This is a genomic window from Arthrobacter sp. TJ-178, assembly GCF_058269275.1.
Genome location: NZ_JBZCNK010000003.1, coordinates 236,995 through 257,477, shown reverse-complemented (window position 1 = coordinate 257,477; position 20,483 = coordinate 236,995). Strand labels below are relative to the sequence as shown.

General features: G+C 63.6%; 18 protein-coding genes. 7 read left to right on the top strand and 11 right to left on the bottom strand.

Going from position 1 to position 20,483, the window contains the following annotated elements; translation table 11 throughout:
• The first annotated feature begins 14 nt into the window (after window positions 1-14).
• A complete protein-coding gene (locus tag AC4D2Q_RS10690; RefSeq protein WP_490946450.1) occupies window positions 15-743 on the top strand; it encodes a polyprenol monophosphomannose synthase in 729 nt (242 codons plus the stop codon).
• A gap of 123 nt (window positions 744-866) precedes the next feature.
• Here the strand turns inward: AC4D2Q_RS10690 and AC4D2Q_RS10685 are convergent, their stop codons facing one another.
• The 4 genes from AC4D2Q_RS10685 to AC4D2Q_RS10670 form a co-directional block, all read right to left on the bottom strand.
• Window positions 867-1,220, bottom strand: a complete 354-nt coding sequence (locus AC4D2Q_RS10685; RefSeq protein ID WP_104054264.1) for an RNA polymerase-binding protein RbpA — start codon at window positions 1,218-1,220, stop codon at window positions 867-869.
• A 311-nt stretch (window positions 1,221-1,531) separates the two neighbouring features.
• Window positions 1,532-2,563: an SPFH domain-containing protein gene (locus AC4D2Q_RS10680; RefSeq protein ID WP_490946449.1), complete on the bottom strand. Its 1,032-nt coding sequence runs from the start codon at window positions 2,561-2,563 to the stop codon at window positions 1,532-1,534.
• Between the two features lie 121 nt (window positions 2,564-2,684).
• Entirely contained in the window at window positions 2,685-3,209 is a 525-nt protein-coding gene (locus AC4D2Q_RS10675) for an NfeD family protein (protein ID WP_490946448.1), read from the bottom strand.
• Window positions 3,210-3,377: 168 nt separating this feature from the next.
• A complete protein-coding gene (locus tag AC4D2Q_RS10670) occupies window positions 3,378-4,253 on the bottom strand; it encodes a methyltransferase domain-containing protein (protein ID WP_490946447.1) in 876 nt (291 codons plus the stop codon).
• A 77-nt stretch (window positions 4,254-4,330) separates the two neighbouring features.
• On the opposite strand from AC4D2Q_RS10670, the gene AC4D2Q_RS10665 reads away from it, so the two are divergent.
• Entirely contained in the window at window positions 4,331-6,439 is a 2,109-nt protein-coding gene (locus AC4D2Q_RS10665) for a S9 family peptidase (RefSeq protein WP_490946446.1), read from the top strand.
• Here AC4D2Q_RS10665 and AC4D2Q_RS10660 read toward each other — a convergent pair.
• Complete coding sequence (locus AC4D2Q_RS10660; protein ID WP_490946587.1) at window positions 6,436-7,002, bottom strand: peptide deformylase; 567 nt, start codon at window positions 7,000-7,002, stop codon at window positions 6,436-6,438. The genes AC4D2Q_RS10665 and AC4D2Q_RS10660 overlap by 4 nt on opposite strands.
• 117 nt (window positions 7,003-7,119) lie before the next feature.
• On the opposite strand from AC4D2Q_RS10660, the gene AC4D2Q_RS10655 reads away from it, so the two are divergent.
• On the top strand, window positions 7,120-7,683 hold the full coding sequence (locus AC4D2Q_RS10655; RefSeq protein WP_490946445.1) for an SOUL family heme-binding protein: 564 nt from the start codon (window positions 7,120-7,122) through the stop codon (window positions 7,681-7,683).
• Between the two features lie 79 nt (window positions 7,684-7,762).
• Here AC4D2Q_RS10655 and AC4D2Q_RS10650 read toward each other — a convergent pair whose 3' ends face one another.
• From AC4D2Q_RS10650 to AC4D2Q_RS10630, 5 genes are all read right to left on the bottom strand, one after another.
• Window positions 7,763-8,068 (bottom strand): DUF4193 domain-containing protein, encoded by a 306-nt coding sequence (locus tag AC4D2Q_RS10650; protein ID WP_400929285.1) that lies wholly within the window; start codon window positions 8,066-8,068, stop codon window positions 7,763-7,765.
• A gap of 1,371 nt (window positions 8,069-9,439) precedes the next feature.
• Window positions 9,440-10,366, bottom strand: a complete 927-nt coding sequence (locus AC4D2Q_RS10645) for a carbohydrate ABC transporter permease (RefSeq protein WP_490946444.1) — start codon at window positions 10,364-10,366, stop codon at window positions 9,440-9,442.
• Window positions 10,363-11,439 (bottom strand): carbohydrate ABC transporter permease, encoded by a 1,077-nt coding sequence (locus AC4D2Q_RS10640; RefSeq protein ID WP_490946443.1) that lies wholly within the window; start codon window positions 11,437-11,439, stop codon window positions 10,363-10,365. Before AC4D2Q_RS10640 ends, AC4D2Q_RS10645 begins: the two co-directional genes overlap by 4 nt.
• Before the next feature lie 90 nt (window positions 11,440-11,529).
• Entirely contained in the window at window positions 11,530-12,693 is a 1,164-nt protein-coding gene (locus AC4D2Q_RS10635) for an ABC transporter substrate-binding protein (RefSeq protein WP_490946442.1), read from the bottom strand.
• A gap of 201 nt (window positions 12,694-12,894) precedes the next feature.
• Window positions 12,895-14,526, bottom strand: a complete 1,632-nt coding sequence (locus AC4D2Q_RS10630) for a GH39 family glycosyl hydrolase (RefSeq protein ID WP_490946441.1) — start codon at window positions 14,524-14,526, stop codon at window positions 12,895-12,897.
• Window positions 14,527-14,705: 179 nt separating this feature from the next.
• Here AC4D2Q_RS10630 and AC4D2Q_RS10625 point away from each other — a divergent pair, with 179 nt between their 5' ends.
• From AC4D2Q_RS10625 to AC4D2Q_RS10615, 3 genes are all read left to right on the top strand, one after another.
• Entirely contained in the window at window positions 14,706-15,752 is a 1,047-nt protein-coding gene (locus tag AC4D2Q_RS10625) for a LacI family DNA-binding transcriptional regulator (protein WP_490946440.1), read from the top strand.
• Between the two features lie 229 nt (window positions 15,753-15,981).
• Window positions 15,982-17,079: a DUF8462 domain-containing protein gene (locus AC4D2Q_RS10620; RefSeq protein WP_490946438.1), complete on the top strand. Its 1,098-nt coding sequence runs from the start codon at window positions 15,982-15,984 to the stop codon at window positions 17,077-17,079.
• A gap of 91 nt (window positions 17,080-17,170) precedes the next feature.
• Entirely contained in the window at window positions 17,171-18,286 is a 1,116-nt protein-coding gene (locus AC4D2Q_RS10615) for a DNA glycosylase AlkZ-like family protein (RefSeq protein WP_490946437.1), read from the top strand.
• A gap of 67 nt (window positions 18,287-18,353) precedes the next feature.
• On the opposite strand, the gene AC4D2Q_RS10610 is transcribed toward AC4D2Q_RS10615, so the two are convergent.
• Window positions 18,354-19,409: a LacI family DNA-binding transcriptional regulator gene (locus AC4D2Q_RS10610; protein WP_490946586.1), complete on the bottom strand. Its 1,056-nt coding sequence runs from the start codon at window positions 19,407-19,409 to the stop codon at window positions 18,354-18,356.
• Between the two features lie 145 nt (window positions 19,410-19,554).
• On the opposite strand from AC4D2Q_RS10610, the gene AC4D2Q_RS10605 reads away from it, so the two are divergent.
• Window positions 19,555-20,481 (top strand): carbohydrate ABC transporter permease, encoded by a 927-nt coding sequence (locus AC4D2Q_RS10605; protein WP_490946436.1) that lies wholly within the window; start codon window positions 19,555-19,557, stop codon window positions 20,479-20,481.
• The last annotated feature ends 2 nt before the right edge of the window (window positions 20,482-20,483 follow it).

Genomic DNA, 20,483 nt, shown 5'->3' with positions numbered 1-20,483 from the left:
GAAAGGCAACCTGCGTGCGCGTCCTGACCATCATCCCGACTTACAACGAAATCGAATCCCTCCCCAAAACGCTCCAGCGGCTGCGGCTGGCGGTACCGGATTCGGACGTGCTGATCGCGGACGATAACAGCCCGGACGGCACCGGCGCCTATGCAGACGAGATCGCCGCCAAGGACCCCCAGGTCCATGTGCTGCACCGCAAGGGAAAAGAAGGACTCGGAGCGGCCTACATTGCCGGTTTCCGCTGGGGCCTGGAACGCGGCTACGACATCCTCGTGGAAATGGACGCAGACGGATCCCACAAGCCCGAGCAGCTGCCGCTGCTGCTGGAAGCTGCGGAGAACGGTGCCGATCTGGTCATCGGCTCCCGCTGGGTCCCGGGCGGCTCCGTGGTCAACTGGCCCCTGCACCGCAAGATCCTCTCCCGCGGAGGAAGCACCTACTCGCGCCTCATGCTGGGCATCGGAGTCCGTGACATCACCGCAGGGTTCCGGGCTTTCCGGCGCAGCACCCTGGAAGCGCTGGACCTCAGCGCCGTTGAATCGGTGGGCTACGGATTCCAGGTGGACATGACGTTCCGCGTTGCCCGTATGGGCCTGCGCATCCAGGAGGTGCCGATCACTTTTGTTGAGCGGGAATTTGGTGCTTCCAAGATGAGCGGGAACATTGTCTTCGAAGCCATCGCCAACGTGACGAAGTGGGGCCTGGGCGCCCGCTGGAACAAGCTGACCCACCGGAGCTAAAGACCCGGCCCGGACACCTTGGGCCCGGATACACCAAAGGGAGGGCGGCTGCCGTACGGCAGCCGCCCTCCCTTTAATGTGCTGTTCGGGCGCGAAGGCCCGGACTGCTGTTTTCCGATACTGCTACTTCGAGGCTGAAGTGCGCTCTCCGCGGCGCTCACGCAGGATGGTCAGGCGATCCTGGAGGATCGTCTCCAGTTCCTCGATGCTGCGTCGCTCCAGCAGCATGTCCCAGTGGGTACGGACCGGCTTGTCGTTGCTGGTGTCCGGCTTCTCGCCGTCGACCAGGAGCGCTTCCTTGCCGGTCTTGGATACCCATACCGGAGGAACATCGGCCTCGGCAGCGAACGTCACGAATACCCGTTCGCCGTCCTCGCAGCGGTATTCCACCCGCTGGCGGGGAGCCGGCTCAACGCCGGACTCAGTCTCCATGCTCTGCGCGCCAAGGCGCATACCCCGCAGGCTGCGATCGCTCATCTTTTCTCCCTCTTCAGTCCGAAGGATCCCGGAGGACCCGTCTGTAGTGCTGGTTGGTACCGTTCGGCCCCGGTACCCTAAAGTTTGTGCCACCCGACCGGACACGCAGTCCGCATCCGATTAACGGTTCCGTCCGGCAAGCGCCCCACAGTCTTCAACGCGGCGTCGGCGCCGAATGTTCCGGCACGGAGCTGCGTTCAGCAGGCGGGCGCCTGGGGACAGACCCCGGCAAACAACCAATTATACCGGGCGGCAGCCGGTCATGGTAACCGCGGCCCGGAGCCGCGGTTACCATGACCCGAAGCGGGCCCCTAGAGGGCTGCGTCGGGGGAGTCTGCGAGGGTCGGGGCGGCAGGTACCGAAGCCGCTGCCGCAGCACCGTCCGCAGCGGGCACCGATGCCTTGCCCGACGGGGCAGGGGAGGTACCGTTGGCAGTGCCGTTGGGGGAGAGGGCATCGGGAACAAAGTTCCCCAGTGCACTGCCCACACCCTTGAGCGCTTCGCCAAGCTCGCTCGGAATGATCCAGAGCTTGTTCGAGGTGCCCTCAGCCAGCTTGGGCAGGGTCTGCAGGTACTGGTAGGCCAGCAGTTTCTGGTCGGGGTTGCCCTTGTGGATGGCCTCGAACACCTTGGCAATGGCCTGGGATTCGCCGTCGGCCCGGAGGATGTCAGCTTTGGCATCACCCTCGGCTGCCAGGATGGCTGCCTGCCGGCGGCCTTCGGCGTTCAGGATCTGCGCCTGCTTGGTACCTTCAGCCGTCAGGATGGTGGCGCGGCGCTCACGCTCAGCACGCATCTGCTTTTCCATGGAATCCTGGATGGACAGGGGCGGCTCGATGGCCTTGAGCTCAACGCGGGAAACACGGATGCCCCAGCGGCCGGTCGCATCATCGAGCACACCGCGCAGCTGGCCGTTAATACGGTCACGCGAGGTGAGTGCTTCTTCGAGGTTCAGTCCGCCGACGACGTTGCGCAGCGTTGTGGTGGTCAACTGCTCCACCGCGTGGATGTAGTTGGCAATTTCATAGGTGGCGGCGCGCGGATCGGTGACCTGGAAGTACACGACCGTATCGATCGAGACCACCAGGCTGTCCTCGGTAATAACCTGCTGCGGCGGGAAGGAAACTACCTGCTCGCGGAGATCCAGCAGCGGCAGCAGCCGGTCCACAAACGGAATCAGGATGGTCAGGCCCGGGTTCAGGGTCCGCTGGTACTTGCCCAGGCGTTCGACGACGCCCGCTCGTGCCTGCGGAATGATCTTGACCGATTTCACCAGGATGACCAGGACAAAAATTATCAGGACAGCCAGAATGATGACGAGGCCCGTTGTTCCGGAACTCATATTCCCCCTTCAAGGTTTGGCCGGCCCGTTCCGGGCCCGCCTTTCTGTGTCCGGCGGCATCTGCCGCCGGACGGCGCTGCGGGAATCCGCGGCGCCGGTAAAGTTCAGTGCCCGCCGCACCTTACCGCTGGGAGCCCGGCTCTTCGGAAGATTCCCCTTCTGCGCCGGCCTCCGCGGAGTGGGCGCCGGCGGGAGCGGGCAGGACGACGGCGGTGGCCCCGTCAATCCGCGTCACCAGCGCGGGTGCGCCGGCCGTAAGGCTGGAGCCGTCCGCTGTCCGCGCTGTCCAAATGTCGCCGCCGATCTTGACGGTTCCGGCGGAACCGGAAACGGCTTCCATGGCCACGGCGGATGCGCCGATCAGCCGGTCAATGTTGGAGCGCTGGTCCCGCGGTCCGCGTTCCAGGTGCTTCATGGCAACCGGACGGACCAGGAAGATCATCAGCAGCGAAACGATGCAGAAAACCACCACCTGGAGGAATACCGGTGCCCCCAGGATTGCCGCCAGCATGGCGCCCAGGGCACCGACGGACAGCATGGCAAAGAAAAGGTCCAGCGTGAGTGTTTCGATGGCGGCCAGCGCCAGGAAAAGCACCAGCCAAACGGCCCAGCCGTAGTCAAGCAGCCATTGGTTTACTTCCTGCATGTCGCTCCCTTCAGCTCCGCCGCGGCTGGTCCGCGGCGGTTGGTGTACGGGCGGTGCTGCCCATTCTGCCTCAAACGGGTCCGGTTTAGTCCGGTGACACCGGTGATAGCTATAACGTTTGGGTGCCGCTTTCCGTGTCCGGTGTCATAGTGTCCGCGCCTGCGGCGCTCAGGCGGCGCGAAAAAGCTGAAGAGTGAAGGACGCGGTCACCGGGATGGTATCCGGCAGCCCGGCCAGGTTCTCCTGAAGCAAGTTGCGGTCCAGGTGCCGCGCGGACGGACCCATCAGCGCCACGTTGCGGATGTCGGCGGAGCGCAGATCCATGACGTATTCGCAGTGCCGGGTTTCTGCCGGCCGGAAATGCGCCTGGACCGCGGCGGCTACGCGGTTTTCCTTTTCAGCGCCGATGTCCAGCATGCCGGCCAGCCCCCGGATTTCCTGCAGGTGTCCGGGCTGGGGCGTTACTACGGCCAGGACTCCGCCGGGGCGCAGTACGCGGCGGAATTCCGGGACGTTGCGCGGGGCGAAGACGTTGAGCACCGCGTCGACGGCGCCGTCGGCCACCGGGAGCGGACGCCAAACGTCCCACACCAGGCAGTGTGCTGCAGGCAGCGCCCGGGCGGCACGCCGCAGGGCAAACTTGGAGATATCCAGGGCCACCGCATCCGCGGCGGGCAGCGCGTTGCTGACCACGCCAAGGTAGTAGCCGGTCCCGGCTCCGGCGTCGAGCACCATCCGCGCGTGGGGAACCGCTGACGCCACCAGGCCGGCCAGGTCATCGGCGATGCGGCGGTAATGTCCGGCGGCGAGGAAGTCCACGCGGGCCTGCACCATTTCAGCGGTGTCGGCAGCAAATTTGGTTCCGCTGCCCGTGAGCAGGTTGAAGTAGCCCTGGCGCGCGGCGTCGAACCGGTGCCCCCGCGGGCAAACGAGGCTGGCCGTCGGGGCAGCTTCGCCGGTGGGGGTTCCCGGCGGGATTCCGGGAGCCGAGAAGGGCTCGCGGCAGACAGGGCACAGCAGCAGGGACAGGGGAACGGAGGGCATCATTCCATCTTAGGCGCGCCGCTGAGGCGGGCGGGAACCACAGCAGTAGTAGGCTCGGGCGGGTGAAACCATGTGACTTGGATCTCCTGAATTCCGTTTCTGAACCTACTATCCATCCGGACGGCACCCGTGCGGTGGTGTCCGTGACGCGGCCCGATTTCGCGGCCGATGCCTACGTTGGCCAGCTCTGGTCCGTCCCGCTGTCCGGAAGCAGCGACTCCTCCGGCGACGGTTCCGTTGGCAACGCAGGCCCGCGGCGCATCACGCGGGGATTCTCCGACACCCGGCCGCGATTCTCGCCCGACGGCGAAGTCCTCGCCTTTGTGCGGTCCCTGCCCGGCGAAAAACCGCAGCTCTTCGCGGTTCCCGCCGCGGGCGGTGAACCGGTCCAGCTCACCGACTCCGCAATGGGGGTTGGCTGGTTCCGTTTCTCCCCGAACTCCGCCCAGATAGTGTTCACTTCCCGCGTTCCCGCGCCGGGACGGTACGGAATCATCGACGGCGTTGGTGCCGGCGCCGAGGACCCCCGCCTGATCAGCAGCTACAAATACCGCGCCAACGGTGCCGGCTACACCGCGGACAAGCGGGTGCAGGCCTTCCTGCTGGATCTGCCGGCCCTTGATGCTGAACCGTGGATTGAGCCGGTGGGCCGGGCCAAGGAAGCCCTGAGCAGTGCCGCGGATCAGGATGCCGGCGAAACCGCAGGCAGCGGAGCCGAAACAGGGGCCGGCGCCTTTCCCCCGGTCCGGCAGCTCACTTCCGCCGACGCCGATGCCTCCGCCCCCGTGTTTTCAGCCGACGGCAAGCGCATCCTGTTCACCGCTTCCCTTCATGAGCGGGCCGATGAGGACCTCGTCTCCGATCTCTACTCCCTGGACCTTTCCGGAGGAGAACCCGAGCGCCTGACGAACACGGAACCCGCGACCGGCTCGCTGCTGGGCGCCGATCTGCCGACTCCCAGTGACGACGGCGAATGGCTGTTTTTCCTGGCATCTGAACTTTCCGGGTCAGGTACCGATTTCGTGGCCCGCAGCACCTCGCTGTACGTTCTGCCCTCGGATGCTTCGGCGCCGCCCCGGCGACTGACCGATCCGGACACCATTGATTTGGCGGAGGGCGGCATTGTTCCGGCCGGGAACTCCACGGTTCTGGTGTTCAACCGTACCCGCGGCACAGTCGAACTGCTGAAGATCGATGCGGCGGGCGACAGTGAGGTCCTGGTCTCCGGGCCGCGCGTGGTGCAGGCTGCAGCGGCGGCCGCGGGCGCCGTCGTCGTCAGCTATGCGGACGCCGGAACCATGGGTGACGCGGCCCTGGTAGAGGCCGGCGGAATGCGTGTGCTGACGGACTTTTCAGCGGCACTTCGGCGTCAGGCGACGCCGACACCGGGCACCGAGCAGATCCATCCGTCGCGTGACGGCTACCCCGTGCACGGATGGGTGTTCCTGCCTGAGGGGCCCGGTCCGCATCCGGTGCTGCTCAATATCCACGGCGGACCTTTTGCGCAGTTCGACTGTGCCTACTTCGATGAGGCGCAGGCCTACGCCGCAGCCGGCTATGCCGTGGTGCAGTGCAATCCCCGGGGTTCGGCGGGATACGGCCAGGAGCACGGCCGCGCCATCAAGGAGGCCATGGGAACCAAGGACCTTGACGACGTCCTGTCCTTCCTCGAAGGCGTGCTGAGCACTCATCCGGAACTCGACGGCGAACGCCTGGGCGTGATGGGCGGTTCCTACGGCGGCTACCTGAGCGCGTGGACCATCGCCAACGATCACAGGTTTACAGCCGCCATCGTGGAGCGCGGCTTCCTTGATCCCCTGTCCTTCATTGGATCAGCGGACATCGGCTGGTTCTTCAGCGCCGCGTACACCGGTCAGGACCCGGACAAGGTGCTGGCCCAGAGCCCCATGGCACGGGTGGGCGACGTGCGAACCCCCACCCTGGTGGTGCATTCCGAAGAGGACCTGCGCTGCCCGGTGGAACAGGCGCAGCGCTACTACACGGCGTTGAAGCAGCGCGGGGTTTCCACTGAAATGCTGCTGTTCCCGGGCGAAAACCACGAGCTGTCCCGGGCCGGAACGCCCTGGCACCGGCGCCAGCGCTTCGAGCACATCCTGCAGTGGTGGGCCACATGGCTGCCCACGCCGGCCAACCCGGGAAAGGGTACGACCGCGGCAGGTGCCTAGAAGCCCAGGCCCCGCCGGGCCTCGTCGATGGACGGCGAGGCCCAGCGGCGCAGGTATTCGCTGTTGCTGCACAGGGACCGGGTGAGGACCTTATCCACATAGACGGTGCCGTTGAGGTGGTCCGTTTCGTGCTGCACAATCCTCGCCTGCCAGCCTTCGAAGTCGCGCTGCTGTGAGGCTCCATCGGCGTCGGTGAACTGCAGCGTCACGGAACGGAACCGCGGGACCACGCCCTGATATCCGTTGAAGGAAAGGCAGCCCTCGAAGAACTCCACCATCTCGGGGCCGGCGGGCCGGTACTCGGGGTTGATGGCGGCGAAGAACTGCAGTGGATAGCGTTCCCGAATGTCCGTCAGGTCGGGATCTTCGAAATGGTCCTCCAGTACGGCGAGCCGCAGCGGAACGCCCAGCTGCGGAGCTGCCAGGCCAACACCCGGGGCAGCATGCATGACCCGGCGCATCAGTGCAATGAAGGCAGCCAGTTCGCCGTCGTCCAGCTGCCCGTTGTAGGGGAGCGCGGGCTGTCGAAGGGCGGGGTGGCCCAATTGAACGATCGGCGGCATGTCCGCTTCCAGCAGTGGAAGGACCAGATCACGGATGTAAGCAGTTTCTGAAGGCACGGCCCCATCATAGTTGCCACTGCTTCTCCTGCCCGCGTCGGGGCGTTAGGCTCTGCCGTCATGACAGAGCAACAGCCGTACGAGGTGCTGGCAGTTCTTCCCGGATTTGAGCTGCGGAACTATCCTGCCCACGTGGTGGCCCAGGTGACTGTCCATTCGGATTTCGAGTCGGCGGGAAATACTGCCTTCCGCTACCTGTTCGGCTACATCAGCGGCAACAACAGGCGTGGCGGGCCGGCTCTCCAGGACGTGTCAGCCGATCAGGCGGAGGTCCGGTTTTCACAGCAGATTCCCATGACGGCGCCGGTGCTGCTGCAGCCTGAGGGTTCCGCAGACGTCTTCACCGTGGCCTTTGTGCTCCCCGAAGCCTTTTCCGCCGAGACGGCACCGGATCCTCAGGATCCCGCCGTCTCCATCGTGGCGGTGCCGGAAAGCAGGGCGGCTGCGGCTTCTTTTTCGGGGCGCTGGACGGCGAAGAATTATCTGGATCACGCCGGGGCGCTGGGAGAGGCGGCGAAGGCCGCCGGTTTCACGGTACTGGGCCTGCCCCGGTTTGCCCGGTTCGATCCGCCCTACACGCCGTGGTTCCTGCGCCGCAATGAGGTCATCCAGACGGTGGAATAGCTGAAAAGGGCAAAAAAATAACCGGTTTGGGTGCCACGGACATGCCGTGGACACCCAAAACCGGGGGAGAGCGGGGGAACTAGCCCTCGCAGTCCATGCAGTACTTGTCGCCGTTCTTTTCCTTGGCGATCTGCGAACGGTGGCGCACCAGGAAGCAGGACATGCAGGTGAACTCGTCAGCCTGAGCCGGCACAACCTTGATGAGCAGCTCTTCGCCGGACAGATCGGCACCGGGAAGTTCGAAACCGTCAATGGCGTCCGTTTCGTCAGCGACGTCCCGAACAGCCGTCATTGCGCCGCCGCGCTGCTGGGCCTTCAGGCCCTCGAGGGAGTCGCTGGGGCGGTCTTCTTCCTTGACGCGGGGAGCATCATAATCAGTAGCCATGTGAAGTGCTTATCTCCTGAAATTTTGGGGGGTTGAGCGTAGATCATATAGCCGGAGACCCCTTTTTTCCCAACTGGAGGCACAAGTGCAAATCTTAGACCCTGATCAGCTCTGGGGGAAGTGATCGACGTCCTATTTTTTTAGTCGTTTTCCGCTTCTTGGCCAGGGGACCAGGGCGAGGAACGGCAGGGGACCGGTACGCGCCAGTTATGTCAGGCGGCTGCGGCTGCGGTTCACTGCCGGTGAGCGTTATGACAAGCTGGCCGAGCCCGGCCGGCGGTGCCCGGGTGTTATGACAAGCTGGCCGAGCCCGGCCGGCGGTGCCCGGGTGTTATGACAAGCTGCCGTGGTCGAGTTCTTCGGGGCCGGGCGTTATGACAAGCTGGCTGGATTCGTCGGGGGCCTGGAATACGGGGCAGCACGTTATGTCAACACAGGGCGGTTGTCGAGATACGCCCGCGCACGCGCTGGGGGACGTTATGTCAACTCATCTTGACACGGGACAGAGAAGGGGGCCTTCCCGGAATTCGGTGACCTAGGTGAGCATTTCGAGCGGGGCATCAGCTGCCGGGCCCGGGTTGCCCGAAGATCACCGGACGGGACTTTGCCGGAAGCTTGGGTGCAGGAGCTTGGTGACGGCTGAAAAACAGGGGATTGACGCACATCGGCACCTGGTGGGATTTAGCCTGTGAACCCCTCTCGGGCGCCTCTATGTAAACGCCGATAATCTACATTATGTCAACTAGGCTTGAGGAGGGGGTCCCCCGTCCTGGTTTCGCCCGCCCTGCATCACCGCGCCGGGTGGTGCAGGGAGCGGTGAATCGGGATGCATGTTCCAGCTGCGGCCGAGTCCCAATCTCGTCATCGACCAGAGCGACCCGACAGTTCAGCTTGCCGGCGTTCTCGGCAGGAACCGTATTTGACGGCTGCCGAACCGTACCGTACCAGCAACGGGCGTCAAGGCCGGGGTTATTGTCCGAGGTTCATGCGAATATGGACCTGCGGCCGCTGCCCCAATCCTGAGGTGCAATTGGCTCCCCGTCCGCTGCGTGGCGAAAGTCTTCATGTGCTGCAGACAGGTTCCGCGCCGATAGGCCGGATGACCCTGCTCCCCCATCCGCCCTGATCCTTGCGCCGCCTGTACATCCCGGCCAATATTCCAGTACGCCCATGTACTTTGTGTCGACGGTGAGACGGCGAACGAGGAAGGTGGTTTGACGCCAAGTGGGTGTCTCCTCTTCAAAGGAGATGATCATGGTCTTGTGGTCCTGATGCACCGCCTTCGCATGATCTGTGGTGACGATCAGGGCGTCGCTGGAGTGGCCGCTGCCGACGAGTTCGAGCGCCTCAGCAACCTGACGCACGTGCTGGTCAGCCCTTGACGGCACCCTCCATGACACCGGCGACGAGTTGTTTGCCTGCGAGGACCAGGACCAGAAGCAGGGGTACGGCAACGAGGAACACGCCCGCCATTACCAGACCGGTGTCGGAAGTAAAGGCACCACGGAGCTGAGGCACCACGAGTGGCATCGTCAACTGTGATCGCATGACCACCGACGGCCAAAAGAAGCTGTTCCACGAACCAATGAAGGTAAACAGGGCCAGCGTTGCCGCGCCGGGGCGCGCCGCGGGCAACGCGATCGACCAAAAGATCCGGAACATGGATGCCCCATCGACACGCGCTGCTTCGATCAGCTCAAACGGCAGAGCTTCCTGAAGATACTGCGTCATCCAGAACACGCCGAAGGCACCGATGAGCCCGGGAACGGTCAACGCCAGGAGCGAGTCGATCCAACCGAACTCGTTCATCATGACGAACATGGGGATGGTCCCGATTTGAGCTGGAATCACCATGGTGCCGATGACCGCAAGATAGAGCGCCCGCCGACCGCGAAACCTGAGTTTGGAAAAGGTGAAGCCGGCCAGCGTCGCGAAGAACACCGTGGAGGCGCTCACTGAGACAGAGACGAGCAGTGAGTTTACGAAGGCTATCCAGATGTTGAATTGTTCGGTCGAGAAAACCTGCCCGAAGTTTTCGAAGAGGGTCAATGTCGGCAGCCATGTCGGCAGGGAACCGATCGACCTGGCAATCTCGGTAGTCGTAGATGAGCCATACATCGCGGCGGCATAGAGCGGGAAGGCCGAAAGGACGAACGCGACGACCAGGAAGGAGTATGTCATCCAGCCCGGCCGGCGGGCGGAGGGCTGGGTCGCGACTGACCTGGCCCTGGCCTTGCGCTTCTTTGCGTAGTTGGCGGCCCCTCGACCAGCCGTATTCTCGATGTATGCCGTATTCATCGTTGATCTCCTTCGACTGACTGATCGACATCCGCCGGCTGTGCTGCACGCGCCTTGAACGCCGCGCCAATGGGTTTTGGCATCCGCTTGACCCTGGCATTCGACGATGCGACCCTGCCTGTCAAGGCGATGTTTAGCAGCGAAAGCGTCAGGATGATGAGGGCGAAGATCCAGCCGACCGCTGCGGCTTGACCGAGCCGGTCCTGCCATTCGCCGAATCCGAGGTTGTAGAGGTACAGCACCACGGTGGTCCACTGGCTGTCGGCACCGCCGACGCCGCCGCCGGTTCCGCCGCCGTCGAACATCCGGGCCTCGTCGAAGATTTCCAGGCCTCCGATGGTCATGGTCAGGACAACAAAGACCAGTGTTGGACGGATGCTTGGAATAGTTACCGAGAAGAACTGCCGCATACGCCCCGCCCCGTCCACTGTGGCCGCCTCATAGAGGTCGCGTGGCACCGCCTGCATCGCAGCAAGGAAAATCAGCGCGTTGTATCCCGTCCAGCGGAAGACAACCATTGAGCCGATGGCCATGTGGGACAGCGTGCGGTCCTGGAAGAACGGCGAGCTGTACTCGGTCCAAAGGCCGAGCTCCTGAAGATTGGGCACGAGAAGACCGAATTGACCGAAGACCTGACCGAAGATCATCGAGGTGGCAACCGGCATCACCACGAAGGGGATGAGCACGCTCATTCGCCAGAACGTGCGGGCGCGCAGGTTCTGGTCGAGGATCGACGCAATCAACAGCGCCAGGATGAGCTGTGGAATGCCGCCCCACAGGAAGATAGAGAACGTGTTCTCGAGCGACCGCCAGAACAGCGGTTGCTGCAGCACCCACGTGAAGTTGTCAAAACCCACGAAGTCGCCCATGCCTGTGCGGCGGTGCCAGTCATGGAGCGCTACGACGACGTTAAAAACGAGCGGGAATGCACCGAAGATCGCAAAGATGATGAAGAATGGCGAGATGTAGAGATAGGGCGACACCTTGATGTCCCAGCGGGACAACCGCTGCCCCCAGCCGACACGGCGCGCAGGGTGCGGTGGTGCAGATCTAGCCAATGTATCTGTAGCCATGACTCGAGCCTTTCCTTGCTTCGAAGAGGTGGCGCTCCGCGCCGCGGTCCGGTCCCCGGAAGTCGGGGACCAGACCGCGGGAGGGACGGATTAGTCTGCAGTGTCGAAGCCGAGTGCCTCGAACTCTCCGACGACCGATTCCCAGGCCTCCTCCGGCGTAGCGCTGCCGGACTCCACCCGGGATATGCCGTTCGTGACCAGTGTCTGAATGCCGGCGAAGTTCTCGCCGCGGAAGCCGCCTGCTGCCGTGCTGCCCGCCGATGCGGCAAGGTCGCCGTAGATCTGCCCCAGCTGCTGGTTGCCGTAGAACTCGTTTTTGGTCTCTGCGATGTCGGGATTTGCAATGGCGCCGAGCTGCGAGGGGAACTGCCCGGTGGTGTGGAACCACTGCACGGCCGCCTCGGGTGACGTGAGGTAGTCGGCAAGCTTGACAGCCCACCCGGTGTTCTCGCCCGTCGCGGGGACGGAGAAGAACGAGCCACCCCAGTTGCCACCGCCGTCGGGGAAGGTGTTGGAAACACGCCATCCCTCGATGCCGTCGGCGTTTTCGGCAATGATGCCGGTCATCCAGGCGGGGGTGACCACGGTGGCCCATTCACGGTTCTGGAAGCCTGCGCCCCAGTCCGCGTGGCCGATCGGGATTCCGGCTGACACGCCATCGGCGGCCGCGTCAGCGAACGTCATGAACAGTTCCTTCACCTCGGCGTTGTCTGCGAGGTTGTACGGGTCGCCTGACTCCGGGTCCTCGAAGGCGCTGGGAAGCAGGTTGATGGCAGCTTGAAAGGCGCTGGACAGTGAATCAATGAAGTAGTCGTCGGACGTTGCGACGTACTCGCGGCCGGCGTCAAGGAAGGACTCCCAGGTGGCGGCTTCGGCACCGATGTATTTCCCGAACGCTTCAGGATCCTGAGCGACACCCGCTGCCGAGGTCATGTCCTGGTTGAAAGCGATTGCCAGCGGGCCGATATCAGTCCCGTAGCCGGTCATGACGCCATCGACGGACCCCTGCTCAACCTTCCAGTCCACCCACCGGTCGGGGACCTCGGGAAGCTCGACCCAGTCCTCCGGAGCCGCCATCATCTCGGTCCACCAGTCGAGTTCGATCAGATGGACGTCCGATAACCCGGCACCCCCGGAGGAAAGGCCATTGCGAAGTACCGTCTGGGCCGAGGCGCCGTCGGGAAATGACTCGACGGCTACCTTGATTCCGTATTCCTCTTCGAACGACGCAAGCAGCTCGGGCGGGAAGTCCATCCAAGCGGCGACTGTTAGCTGCTCCGGCTTGTTTTCCTCGGTCGCCTGCTCACCTCCTCCCCTTCCTGCATCTCCTCCGCCAGCACAGGCCGTCAGAGCAAGGGCCGTCAGCGCCGCAACTGCCGCGGCTCGTACGGATCTCTTCATTGATCTCATGATGCGGGTCCTTTCGATACTTCGTCATATGTGGATCCATCGGGGTCAAAGTGTGGCGGAGAAGATCGACATCACGGCCCAGGGTGGGAGCAGCACATCAATCGTGAGCACGCCGTGGGCGTCGACAGTGAGAGTTCTTCGGTCCAGATCGTCGGCGATCGTCATTAAGCCGGCTACGTCCCGGCGGGACAGGTTGAGCGGCTCCCCCATCCCGTGCCATGCGGATGCAACATCCCCGTGATCCTGATCAAGGATCTCGACCTGGTAGTCATTACCAGGGGGAAGTCCAGCGACGGTGTGAACAATGCGCCGGGCGGGACCTTCCCCGGCGAGGCGACGTGTCTGTACGTAGGAGTTCGCAGTGCCCACGGACCTCGCGGCCATGGAATCCGGATAGTTGAAGAACACCGCAGCGACGGCATCATCTGCCGTACGGGTGATGATGCCGTGTTCGGTTTGCAGCGCTATCCGGCCGCCGAGGCGGTTGAGCATCGCCATTGCGTGGAATGTAGGTTTATGGATGCCCTGTTCGTTGATGAAACCGAAACCGCCGTGGAAGGGCCCTATGCCGCCGCCGCCTTCCTCGAACACATCGGTGAACGTCCAGTAGGAAATCGAGTCGGCGAGGTCGTGACACTGGAGGAAAGCCCGCGCGATGTAGGTCGCGGCGAACACCGTGTCGTGCATTCGATCCCGGCTCGACGGCGACGTGGACCACTCGGTGATGTGAAGCTCGGCGTCCGGATACGGTGACTCGGCAATGATCTGCCGCATGACCGCCAGGTCATTACGTGTGGCGTCGCGCTGTCTGCTGATGGCGCGGCCTACACCCTGGGTGTCGAAGGCGAAATCCGTGGGATACAGGTGGGCGGAGAGGAAATCGACGGCAACGCTGCGTTCGGCGCAGTAAGCGATGAATTCGTTGATCCACACCGGTTTCCATGGAAGGAGTTCGGGATCGGGAGCTTCTGCCGTGGCTGCCTCAACCGACCTGTCGTGGTATTCGCCGTCGTAGCGGGCGTCCGGTACGAAGACCGACGAAGAGGGGCCACCGACTCGGAGACCGGAATCGATCGCTTTGATGGCCTTCGCGGTCTCCTCGTAAAGCTGGAAGTACTCCGTCCTGGTTCCTGTCCAGAAGTGGGGCACGAGATTTGGTTCGTTCCATACCTCGAACGGCCAGGTGCGCACTTCGTCGATTCCATAACGCTCGATCCAGTGCACGACCGTCGCGGTGACGAGGGCAACCCAGGCATCCATGTGCTTGGGAGGGCTGCAGTGTGCCTTCCACCAAAACAGCGTCTCGGTCTCCGTCGCGAGCTCACGCGGCATGAAGCCAAGTTCGACGAAGGGGCGAGCACCCGTGTCAAGGATCGCGTCGAACACCTTGTCCACGTAGGCGAAGGTGTAGACAGGTTCGGCGAGTGGTGTCGGCGGACCGAAACCACCACCGTTAGATGCGCGGTACACGAACATGTCGTCGTGGAAGAGGCCATGGAACCGCACGTAGCGCGCACCAAGCACGTCGACTGCTTCGCTGAAGTGCCGCTGCCAATCAGCACGCAGTGCCTCATTGGCCCGGCCCGCTCCGATGCATTCGCTCCAGACGTGCCGGAGCACGGCATCACTGGGAGGGTGTCCGTCGACCGATACGCTTGCCGATGGCTCGACGGACATAAAGACCTCCTTTGGTCACGAAACGGCATGAGCCGATTCATTCTGCGAAACAGTTTCGAAACGTGTATCGTTGGTTGATAGTAGATTTTGCTATTACGTCTGTCAATAGGCGCCTTGGTCGCTTTCTGGATGAGACATGACGCAGTGGCTTACCGAAATTTTTTCGAAGAGAAGGATCTATGACTCCTGATGCCCCCGGGCGACGAGCAACCCTGACGGATGTCGCCACGGCCGTGGGCGTCTCCAAGGCGACAGTCTCCAAGGCCCTCAACGGACGTAATGACATCTCGCCCAACACCCGTGAACGAGTCCTGGCCGCAGCCGCCGCGTTGGACTATCGGCCAACGACGCTTCCGGCGACCTTGGCAGCGCGTCGCGTGGTTGCCGTCGTCTTCGACCTTCCCGCCTCGCCCTATATCCTGGGCGTCCTGCAGGGTGCATTGGCGGAGGCCACCAATGCCCAGGTTGATCTTCTGACCCGCCTCGCCCCTGAGCGCACCTCGCGCACGCATCGGGCGGTGGCGCGAGATTGGATCGCCGATCAACGGAGGTCCGGGGTTGTCGGCATCATCGGCCTCACGCTTTCCGAACCCGACGGACTCATCGACGCGGCGAGGGACACAAGCCTGCCCTTCCTCATTGTCGACCCGGTCGACACACGGCACGGCCGGATGGTGAGCGTCGGATCGAGCAACTGGGCCGGCGCGCGTACCGCAGCCGAGCACCTCATCCGCCTGGGTCACCGACGCATTGCTTGGATCGGCGGCCCCGAGGCATCGGACGCGGCCCGCGACCGACGGCTCGGATATCAGGCCGCGCTCGACTCCGTCGACCAGATGATTGACCCTGCCCTCATTAAATCCGGCCCCTTCGCGGTCGCCACCGGAATCGAGCGCGCGCGCGAGCTGCTCACGTCTACACACCCGCCGACGGCGATCATGGCGGCCAACGACGAGATTGCAGTGGGGGTGCTCACCGCGGCGCACGAGCTGGGCATCTCGGTACCTGAAGGGCTCAGCGTCACGGGTTTCGACGATACCCCTCAGGCCGCATGGACGACGCCGCCGCTCACGACTGTCCACCAAAACCTCGAGGGCATGGGCGCAATGGCGGTCCAGACAATCCTCGTCATGGATGAGGGCCGGCGGCCCTCATCGCCGCATGTAGAGCTGGCGACTTCACTGACGCTGCGTTCAAGCACGGCTCCTACCCGCGCCGGCCGCTGACCACCGCAGACTCCCGGCTCACTGCTCGAAGAGGAAAATTGCTCATGCTTAACCCGTGAGAGGGGTGTCTCCCGCTGCCCCTTCTCCTTGAGGCAAATGCGGTTTGTTTTGCTGTGCGTGCATGGGCACCGGAATCCTTTAGACGCTGCCCGCCGAACTCACCTAACTCATGTAAACTCACAAGGAATCTGAAACTCACAAGACTCACAAGCACTCACAGGAGCCCTTGATGGAGAACCCCTTCCGCCCGTCAGCCGGTGCAACTCCCCCGCAAATCCTGGGCCGGGCAGGCGTGCTCGATGAGTTCGAGTACGGGCTTCGCCTCGGATCCGGAGCTCCCGGATTGCTGACCATCTTCACCGGGGCACGCGGAATCGGCAAAACGGTCATGCTCGGCGCCGCCCACGACATAGCCCGGGAAAAGGGCTGGGCGGTCATTTCCGAGACCGCCACGGCCGGCTTCATGGGCCGTATCGGAGAATCCATGCGAGGCATCGCCGAGGAGCTGGGATCAGGTCCGGTCAACCGCCGCATCACGGCCATCGCTGCCGCCGGCTTCAGCATCACCACGCAGCTGCCGCCGGAACGCCAAGTGGCATGGCGGACACTGGGCGAGGAACTTCTCAGGCTCCTGGATGAACGAGGCAACGGACTCATCATTACAGTGGATGAGATCCATGCCGCGGACCGCAGTGAACTCGCCCAGCTGGCCGCCAGTGTTCAACACTTCATCCAGGACCGCCTTCCCATCGGGTTGGTCTTCGCTGGATTGCCCGCGGCGGTTTCCGACCTGCTGAACGAGGGAGTAGCCACCTTCCTCCGACGGGCGGACAAAATTGATCTCCACGCGGCCGCCATCCGGGAAGTGGATGAGTCCTTTGCGGCCACCTTTTCCGCTGCAGGCTTCCGGGTCTCCCCCGGCCTCGTGCACCGGGCAGCCGAAGCCACCGGCGGATATCCCTTCCTCATTCAGCTGGTGGGCTACTTCCTCTGGCGTGAGGCCGAAAACAGCCAGGGCGAACTCGGCCCGGAATCCGTTGACCGCGCCATCGAGGCGGCACACCGCCGCAATGCGCGTACGGTCATCGAAGCGGCGCTTGCCGCCGCCTCCCCCAAAGATCTGGATTTCCTTTCTGCCATGGCCGAAGACGACGGCCCCTCCGTGGCCGGCGAAATAGGCCGGCGCATCGGGGCCCGGACAAATCTCGTAGCAAATTACCGTTCCAGGCTCCTGGCGGCTGGGCTCATACAGTCCGCCGGCCACGGCAGAGTCGACTTCGCGATCCCGGGCCTGCGGCAATACCTTCGCACCCGCCCCGGACGCTGAACCCGGTAAGGCTGCAAAAGATCGGTGGTTCCACCCGGTAAACGTGCCGGGTGGAATTGGCTCGACGGGACGTGCTGTCATGATGGGTCGCGTGAACATCACTGCTCAGCAGGCGCGGAGGTGGCGGCTGGGCCGGCACTGGCTTGATGCACGTGTGACTGCCCCGATTGAGGATGTGGTTGGCCGGGCAGGTGCCGTATCGGCGTGGCCGGTGGCCACACCGGAGCTGGCAGTCGCGGCGCGACGTGGTCCGGTCGATAAGGGGGCGCTGGAAGGCGCAGTCAAAGACGGCCGGTTGATAAAGGCCTATGCGTTTCGCGGAGCCGTGCACCTCATGACACCGGACAGTGCATCCCTGTACCTGACGCTGCGCGCGTCGGGCAGGCAATGGGAGCGGCGAAGCTGGCAGGCGGCATATGGGCTCGCTCCAGGGGATTGGCCCGCGTTCCGGCAGCTCATGCGCGACGCCGTGGCTGACCAGCCTCTGACCAGGCATGAGCTTAGCGAGGTGGCCGGCCGTGAACCTCGATACCGTCAGGCCGCAGCAGCTCTGGTGGACAAGACGGACACGCTGCTGAAACCGCTGATGTGGCAAGGTGACATGTGCTTCGGGGCGGCGAAGGACGGACACCCGACCCTGCAGTCCTTCGACCGGGTGCCTGGCTGGAACGGACTCACCGACGTCGATACGGCCGGCCGCCGGGGGGTGGAGATGTTCATTGGCAGCTACGGACCAACCACGGCGGACCGCGTTCACTACCACGTGGCGGCCGGACTGAGCGCCGGCCGGCGTGCCGTCGATCGCTGGCTTGAGGATCTCGGAGGCAAGATGCGCGCTGTCTCGGTCGACGGCCGGGACATGTGGATGCTTGCCGGTGACCTCGACGGTCTTCATGCACTCACAAAAGTTGAAACGACGCCGGGCATCCGGCTCATCTCGGCGGCCGACCCGTGGATCCTCGGTTCCGGAACAGCCGATCCGCTGATTGTTCCGCCGGGCCGGCGGGCGCTGCTGTCTCGAGGCGTGAATCCGGTCCTGGCCCGCGGTGAGGTAGCCGGCACCTGGGCCGTGAAGAGCAGGAAGCTTACGGTGACCTTGTTCCCGGACAGACCCGTCATGGACGACGCCGAATTGTTCGAGGAGTGCGCCCGTGCCGCGGCAGTTACGGGGGCGGCGGACTACTCTTGCTCCTTGCTGGAATTATGAAAATCTCGCCCACATGAATTCTTCTCTTTCCGCAGGGGACAAAAACGCCCTGCCCGGATTCATCCGCCTATTCCGATGGGCAGCGGTACTCGCCTTGTCCTGCCTGATGACGGTGGCCGGCAGGTGCTTTTAACGCACGCTGCTTTGGGGCTTCGGCGGTGCTGCTGCGCACCACCAGCCGTGTGGGCACCAGGTCGCAGCCGGGCTGCGTAGAGTTTTCCCTCATCTGCTTCAGCACCTTGTCGACGCACCGCCGCCCCAGTTCCGCAAAGTCCTGATGCACGGTGGTGAGGGGCGGGCTGAAGGAACTGCTGTCCGGAATATCGTCGAACCCCACAATGCTCACGTCCTGCGGCACCCGGATTCCCTTTTCGTGAAATGCCCGCAGCACACCCAGCGCCATCTGGTCGTTGGCGACAAACACCGCGGTGCAGCCGGACGAAGCAAGGGACAGCCCGGCCTCATAGCCTGAGTCCGCGGACCAATCCCCCCGCAGCAGCGGAGGTTCCTCGCAGCCCCGCGCGGCCAATGTTGTGCGCCAGGCGCTCACGCGCCGCTCGGAAGCGAAGGCAACAGAGGGTCCGGCGACGTGCCACACCGTGGAGTGCCCCAGATCCAGCAGATGCTCCACGGCCTTCCGGGTGCCGTCGGCCTGATCCGTGTCGATCACGCTGTAACCCTCGCTGGCCTCGGAATCGACCACGACGGCGTGTGTTCCCGTCGGCAGGGCAACGGTTGAGTAATCGAGCAGATGGACTTCCATGATGACGATGACCGCATCCACCGCCAGCTCATTCAACCGTGAAAAAGCACCCTGCACTCCGGCCTGGGTTGGTGCAGCTACGGGGATCAGCGTAATGGCATAGTCCTCTTCCGCAGCCCGGGCCGCGATGGCTTCGAGGGTGCGGACGTTGCCGGTGGTGGCCAGCGTAAAAAGGATGACTCCGATGGTCCGGAAACTCCCCCGCTTCAGCGCGCGCGCGGCGCTGTTGGGCCGGTAACCCAGCTCGCGCATGGCGGCGATCACCTGCTCCCGGGTAGCTTCCACCACTCCGGGACTGCCGTTCGACACGCGGGACACCGTCTGAGCCGATACCCCAGCCAGTCGGGCGACGTCCCGCATGGATACGGGTCGACGGTCCCGGGCGGAGTGTTGACGAGACGGAGGAGGCATGTGATTATCCTAACAATAAAAATGTTTACGTAAACATTTGCGTGCGTACTTACCCGTGCGGCTTAGGCCGGTATCAGTTCACAGAGGAACCACCATGACGACGGCGTCACCTCCACCCGCCCTGCTCGGCACGCAGCCGATGCCCGCCAGACGCACCCGGAAACGGTCCTGGTCCGGCTGGCTTTTCATCGGGCCCTTCATGGCTGTCTTCGCGATTGTCTTCATGGCGCCGATCGCCTACTCGATCTGGCTCAGTTTCTTCCGCAACCAGCTCGTGGGCGGCAACAGGTTTGTCGGCCTGGCCAACTACAGCCAGGCACTGCAGGATTCACAGTTCTGGTCCGCGCTGCTGCGGGTGACGCTGTTCCTGGCCGTGCAGGTGCCGGTCATGCTGCTCATCGCACTCCTGGTGGCTTTGGCGCTGGACAGCGGCAGGCTCTACGGCAAGTCCTTCTTCCGAATCTCCATTTTCCTGCCGTACGCAGTTCCCGCCGTGGTCGCCAGCCTGATGTGGGGCTTCATATACGGCACCCGGTTCGGGCTGGTCGGCAATATTAACAGTGCCCTGGGCATCAACCTGCCGAACCCGCTCTCCCCCGACCTCATCCTTGCCTCCATCGGGAACATCGTCACGTGGGAATTCATCGGTTACAACATGCTGATCTTTTACTCCGCTCTCAGCGTGATTCCGAAATCGATCTACGAGGCCGCGGAAATCGACGGCGCCAGCCAGTTCCGGCTCATCACCGCCATCAAAGTTCCCGCCATCCGCGGAGCGCTGGTGGTGGCCACCATCTTCTCGGTGATCGGAAGCTTCCAGCTTTTCAACGAGCCAAGCATCCTGCAGAGCCTGGCACCCAACTCAATCTCCACCTATTTCACTCCGAACCTCTACGCCTACTCGCTGAGCTTCTCCGGCCAGCAGTACAACTACTCCGCCACCGTGGCCATCATCATGGGCGTCATCACCATGGTCATCGCCTACGCAGTACAGCTGCGCGGAATGCGGAAGGAAAGCTGACC

Bases quoted from the DNA above. Each gene is read 5' to 3' on its own strand.
- AC4D2Q_RS10610 (WP_490946586.1), bottom strand. From the start codon at position 19,409: ATGCGGGACGTCGCCCGACTGGCTGGGGTATCGGCTCAGACGGTGTCC.
- AC4D2Q_RS10620 (WP_490946438.1), top strand. From the start codon at position 15,982: ATGGAGAACCCCTTCCGCCCGTCAGCCGGTGCAACTCCCCCGCAAATC.
- AC4D2Q_RS10650 (WP_400929285.1), bottom strand. From the start codon at position 8,068: ATGGCTACTGATTATGATGCTCCCCGCGTCAAGGAAGAAGACCGCCCC.
- AC4D2Q_RS10630 (WP_490946441.1), bottom strand. From the start codon at position 14,526: ATGTCCGTCGAGCCATCGGCAAGCGTATCGGTCGACGGACACCCTCCC.
- AC4D2Q_RS10645 (WP_490946444.1), bottom strand. From the start codon at position 10,366: ATGAATACGGCATACATCGAGAATACGGCTGGTCGAGGGGCCGCCAAC.
- AC4D2Q_RS10625 (WP_490946440.1), top strand. From the start codon at position 14,706: ATGACTCCTGATGCCCCCGGGCGACGAGCAACCCTGACGGATGTCGCC.
- AC4D2Q_RS10680 (WP_490946449.1), bottom strand. From the start codon at position 2,563: ATGAGTTCCGGAACAACGGGCCTCGTCATCATTCTGGCTGTCCTGATA.
- AC4D2Q_RS10605 (WP_490946436.1), top strand. From the start codon at position 19,555: ATGACGACGGCGTCACCTCCACCCGCCCTGCTCGGCACGCAGCCGATG.
- AC4D2Q_RS10675 (WP_490946448.1), bottom strand. From the start codon at position 3,209: ATGCAGGAAGTAAACCAATGGCTGCTTGACTACGGCTGGGCCGTTTGG.
- AC4D2Q_RS10655 (WP_490946445.1), top strand. From the start codon at position 7,120: ATGACAGAGCAACAGCCGTACGAGGTGCTGGCAGTTCTTCCCGGATTT.
- AC4D2Q_RS10640 (WP_490946443.1), bottom strand. From the start codon at position 11,439: ATGGCTACAGATACATTGGCTAGATCTGCACCACCGCACCCTGCGCGC.
- AC4D2Q_RS10660 (WP_490946587.1), bottom strand. From the start codon at position 7,002: ATGCCGCCGATCGTTCAATTGGGCCACCCCGCCCTTCGACAGCCCGCG.
- AC4D2Q_RS10635 (WP_490946442.1), bottom strand. From the start codon at position 12,693: ATGGACTTCCCGCCCGAGCTGCTTGCGTCGTTCGAAGAGGAATACGGA.
- AC4D2Q_RS10670 (WP_490946447.1), bottom strand. From the start codon at position 4,253: ATGCCCTCCGTTCCCCTGTCCCTGCTGCTGTGCCCTGTCTGCCGCGAG.
- AC4D2Q_RS10685 (WP_104054264.1), bottom strand. From the start codon at position 1,220: ATGAGCGATCGCAGCCTGCGGGGTATGCGCCTTGGCGCGCAGAGCATG.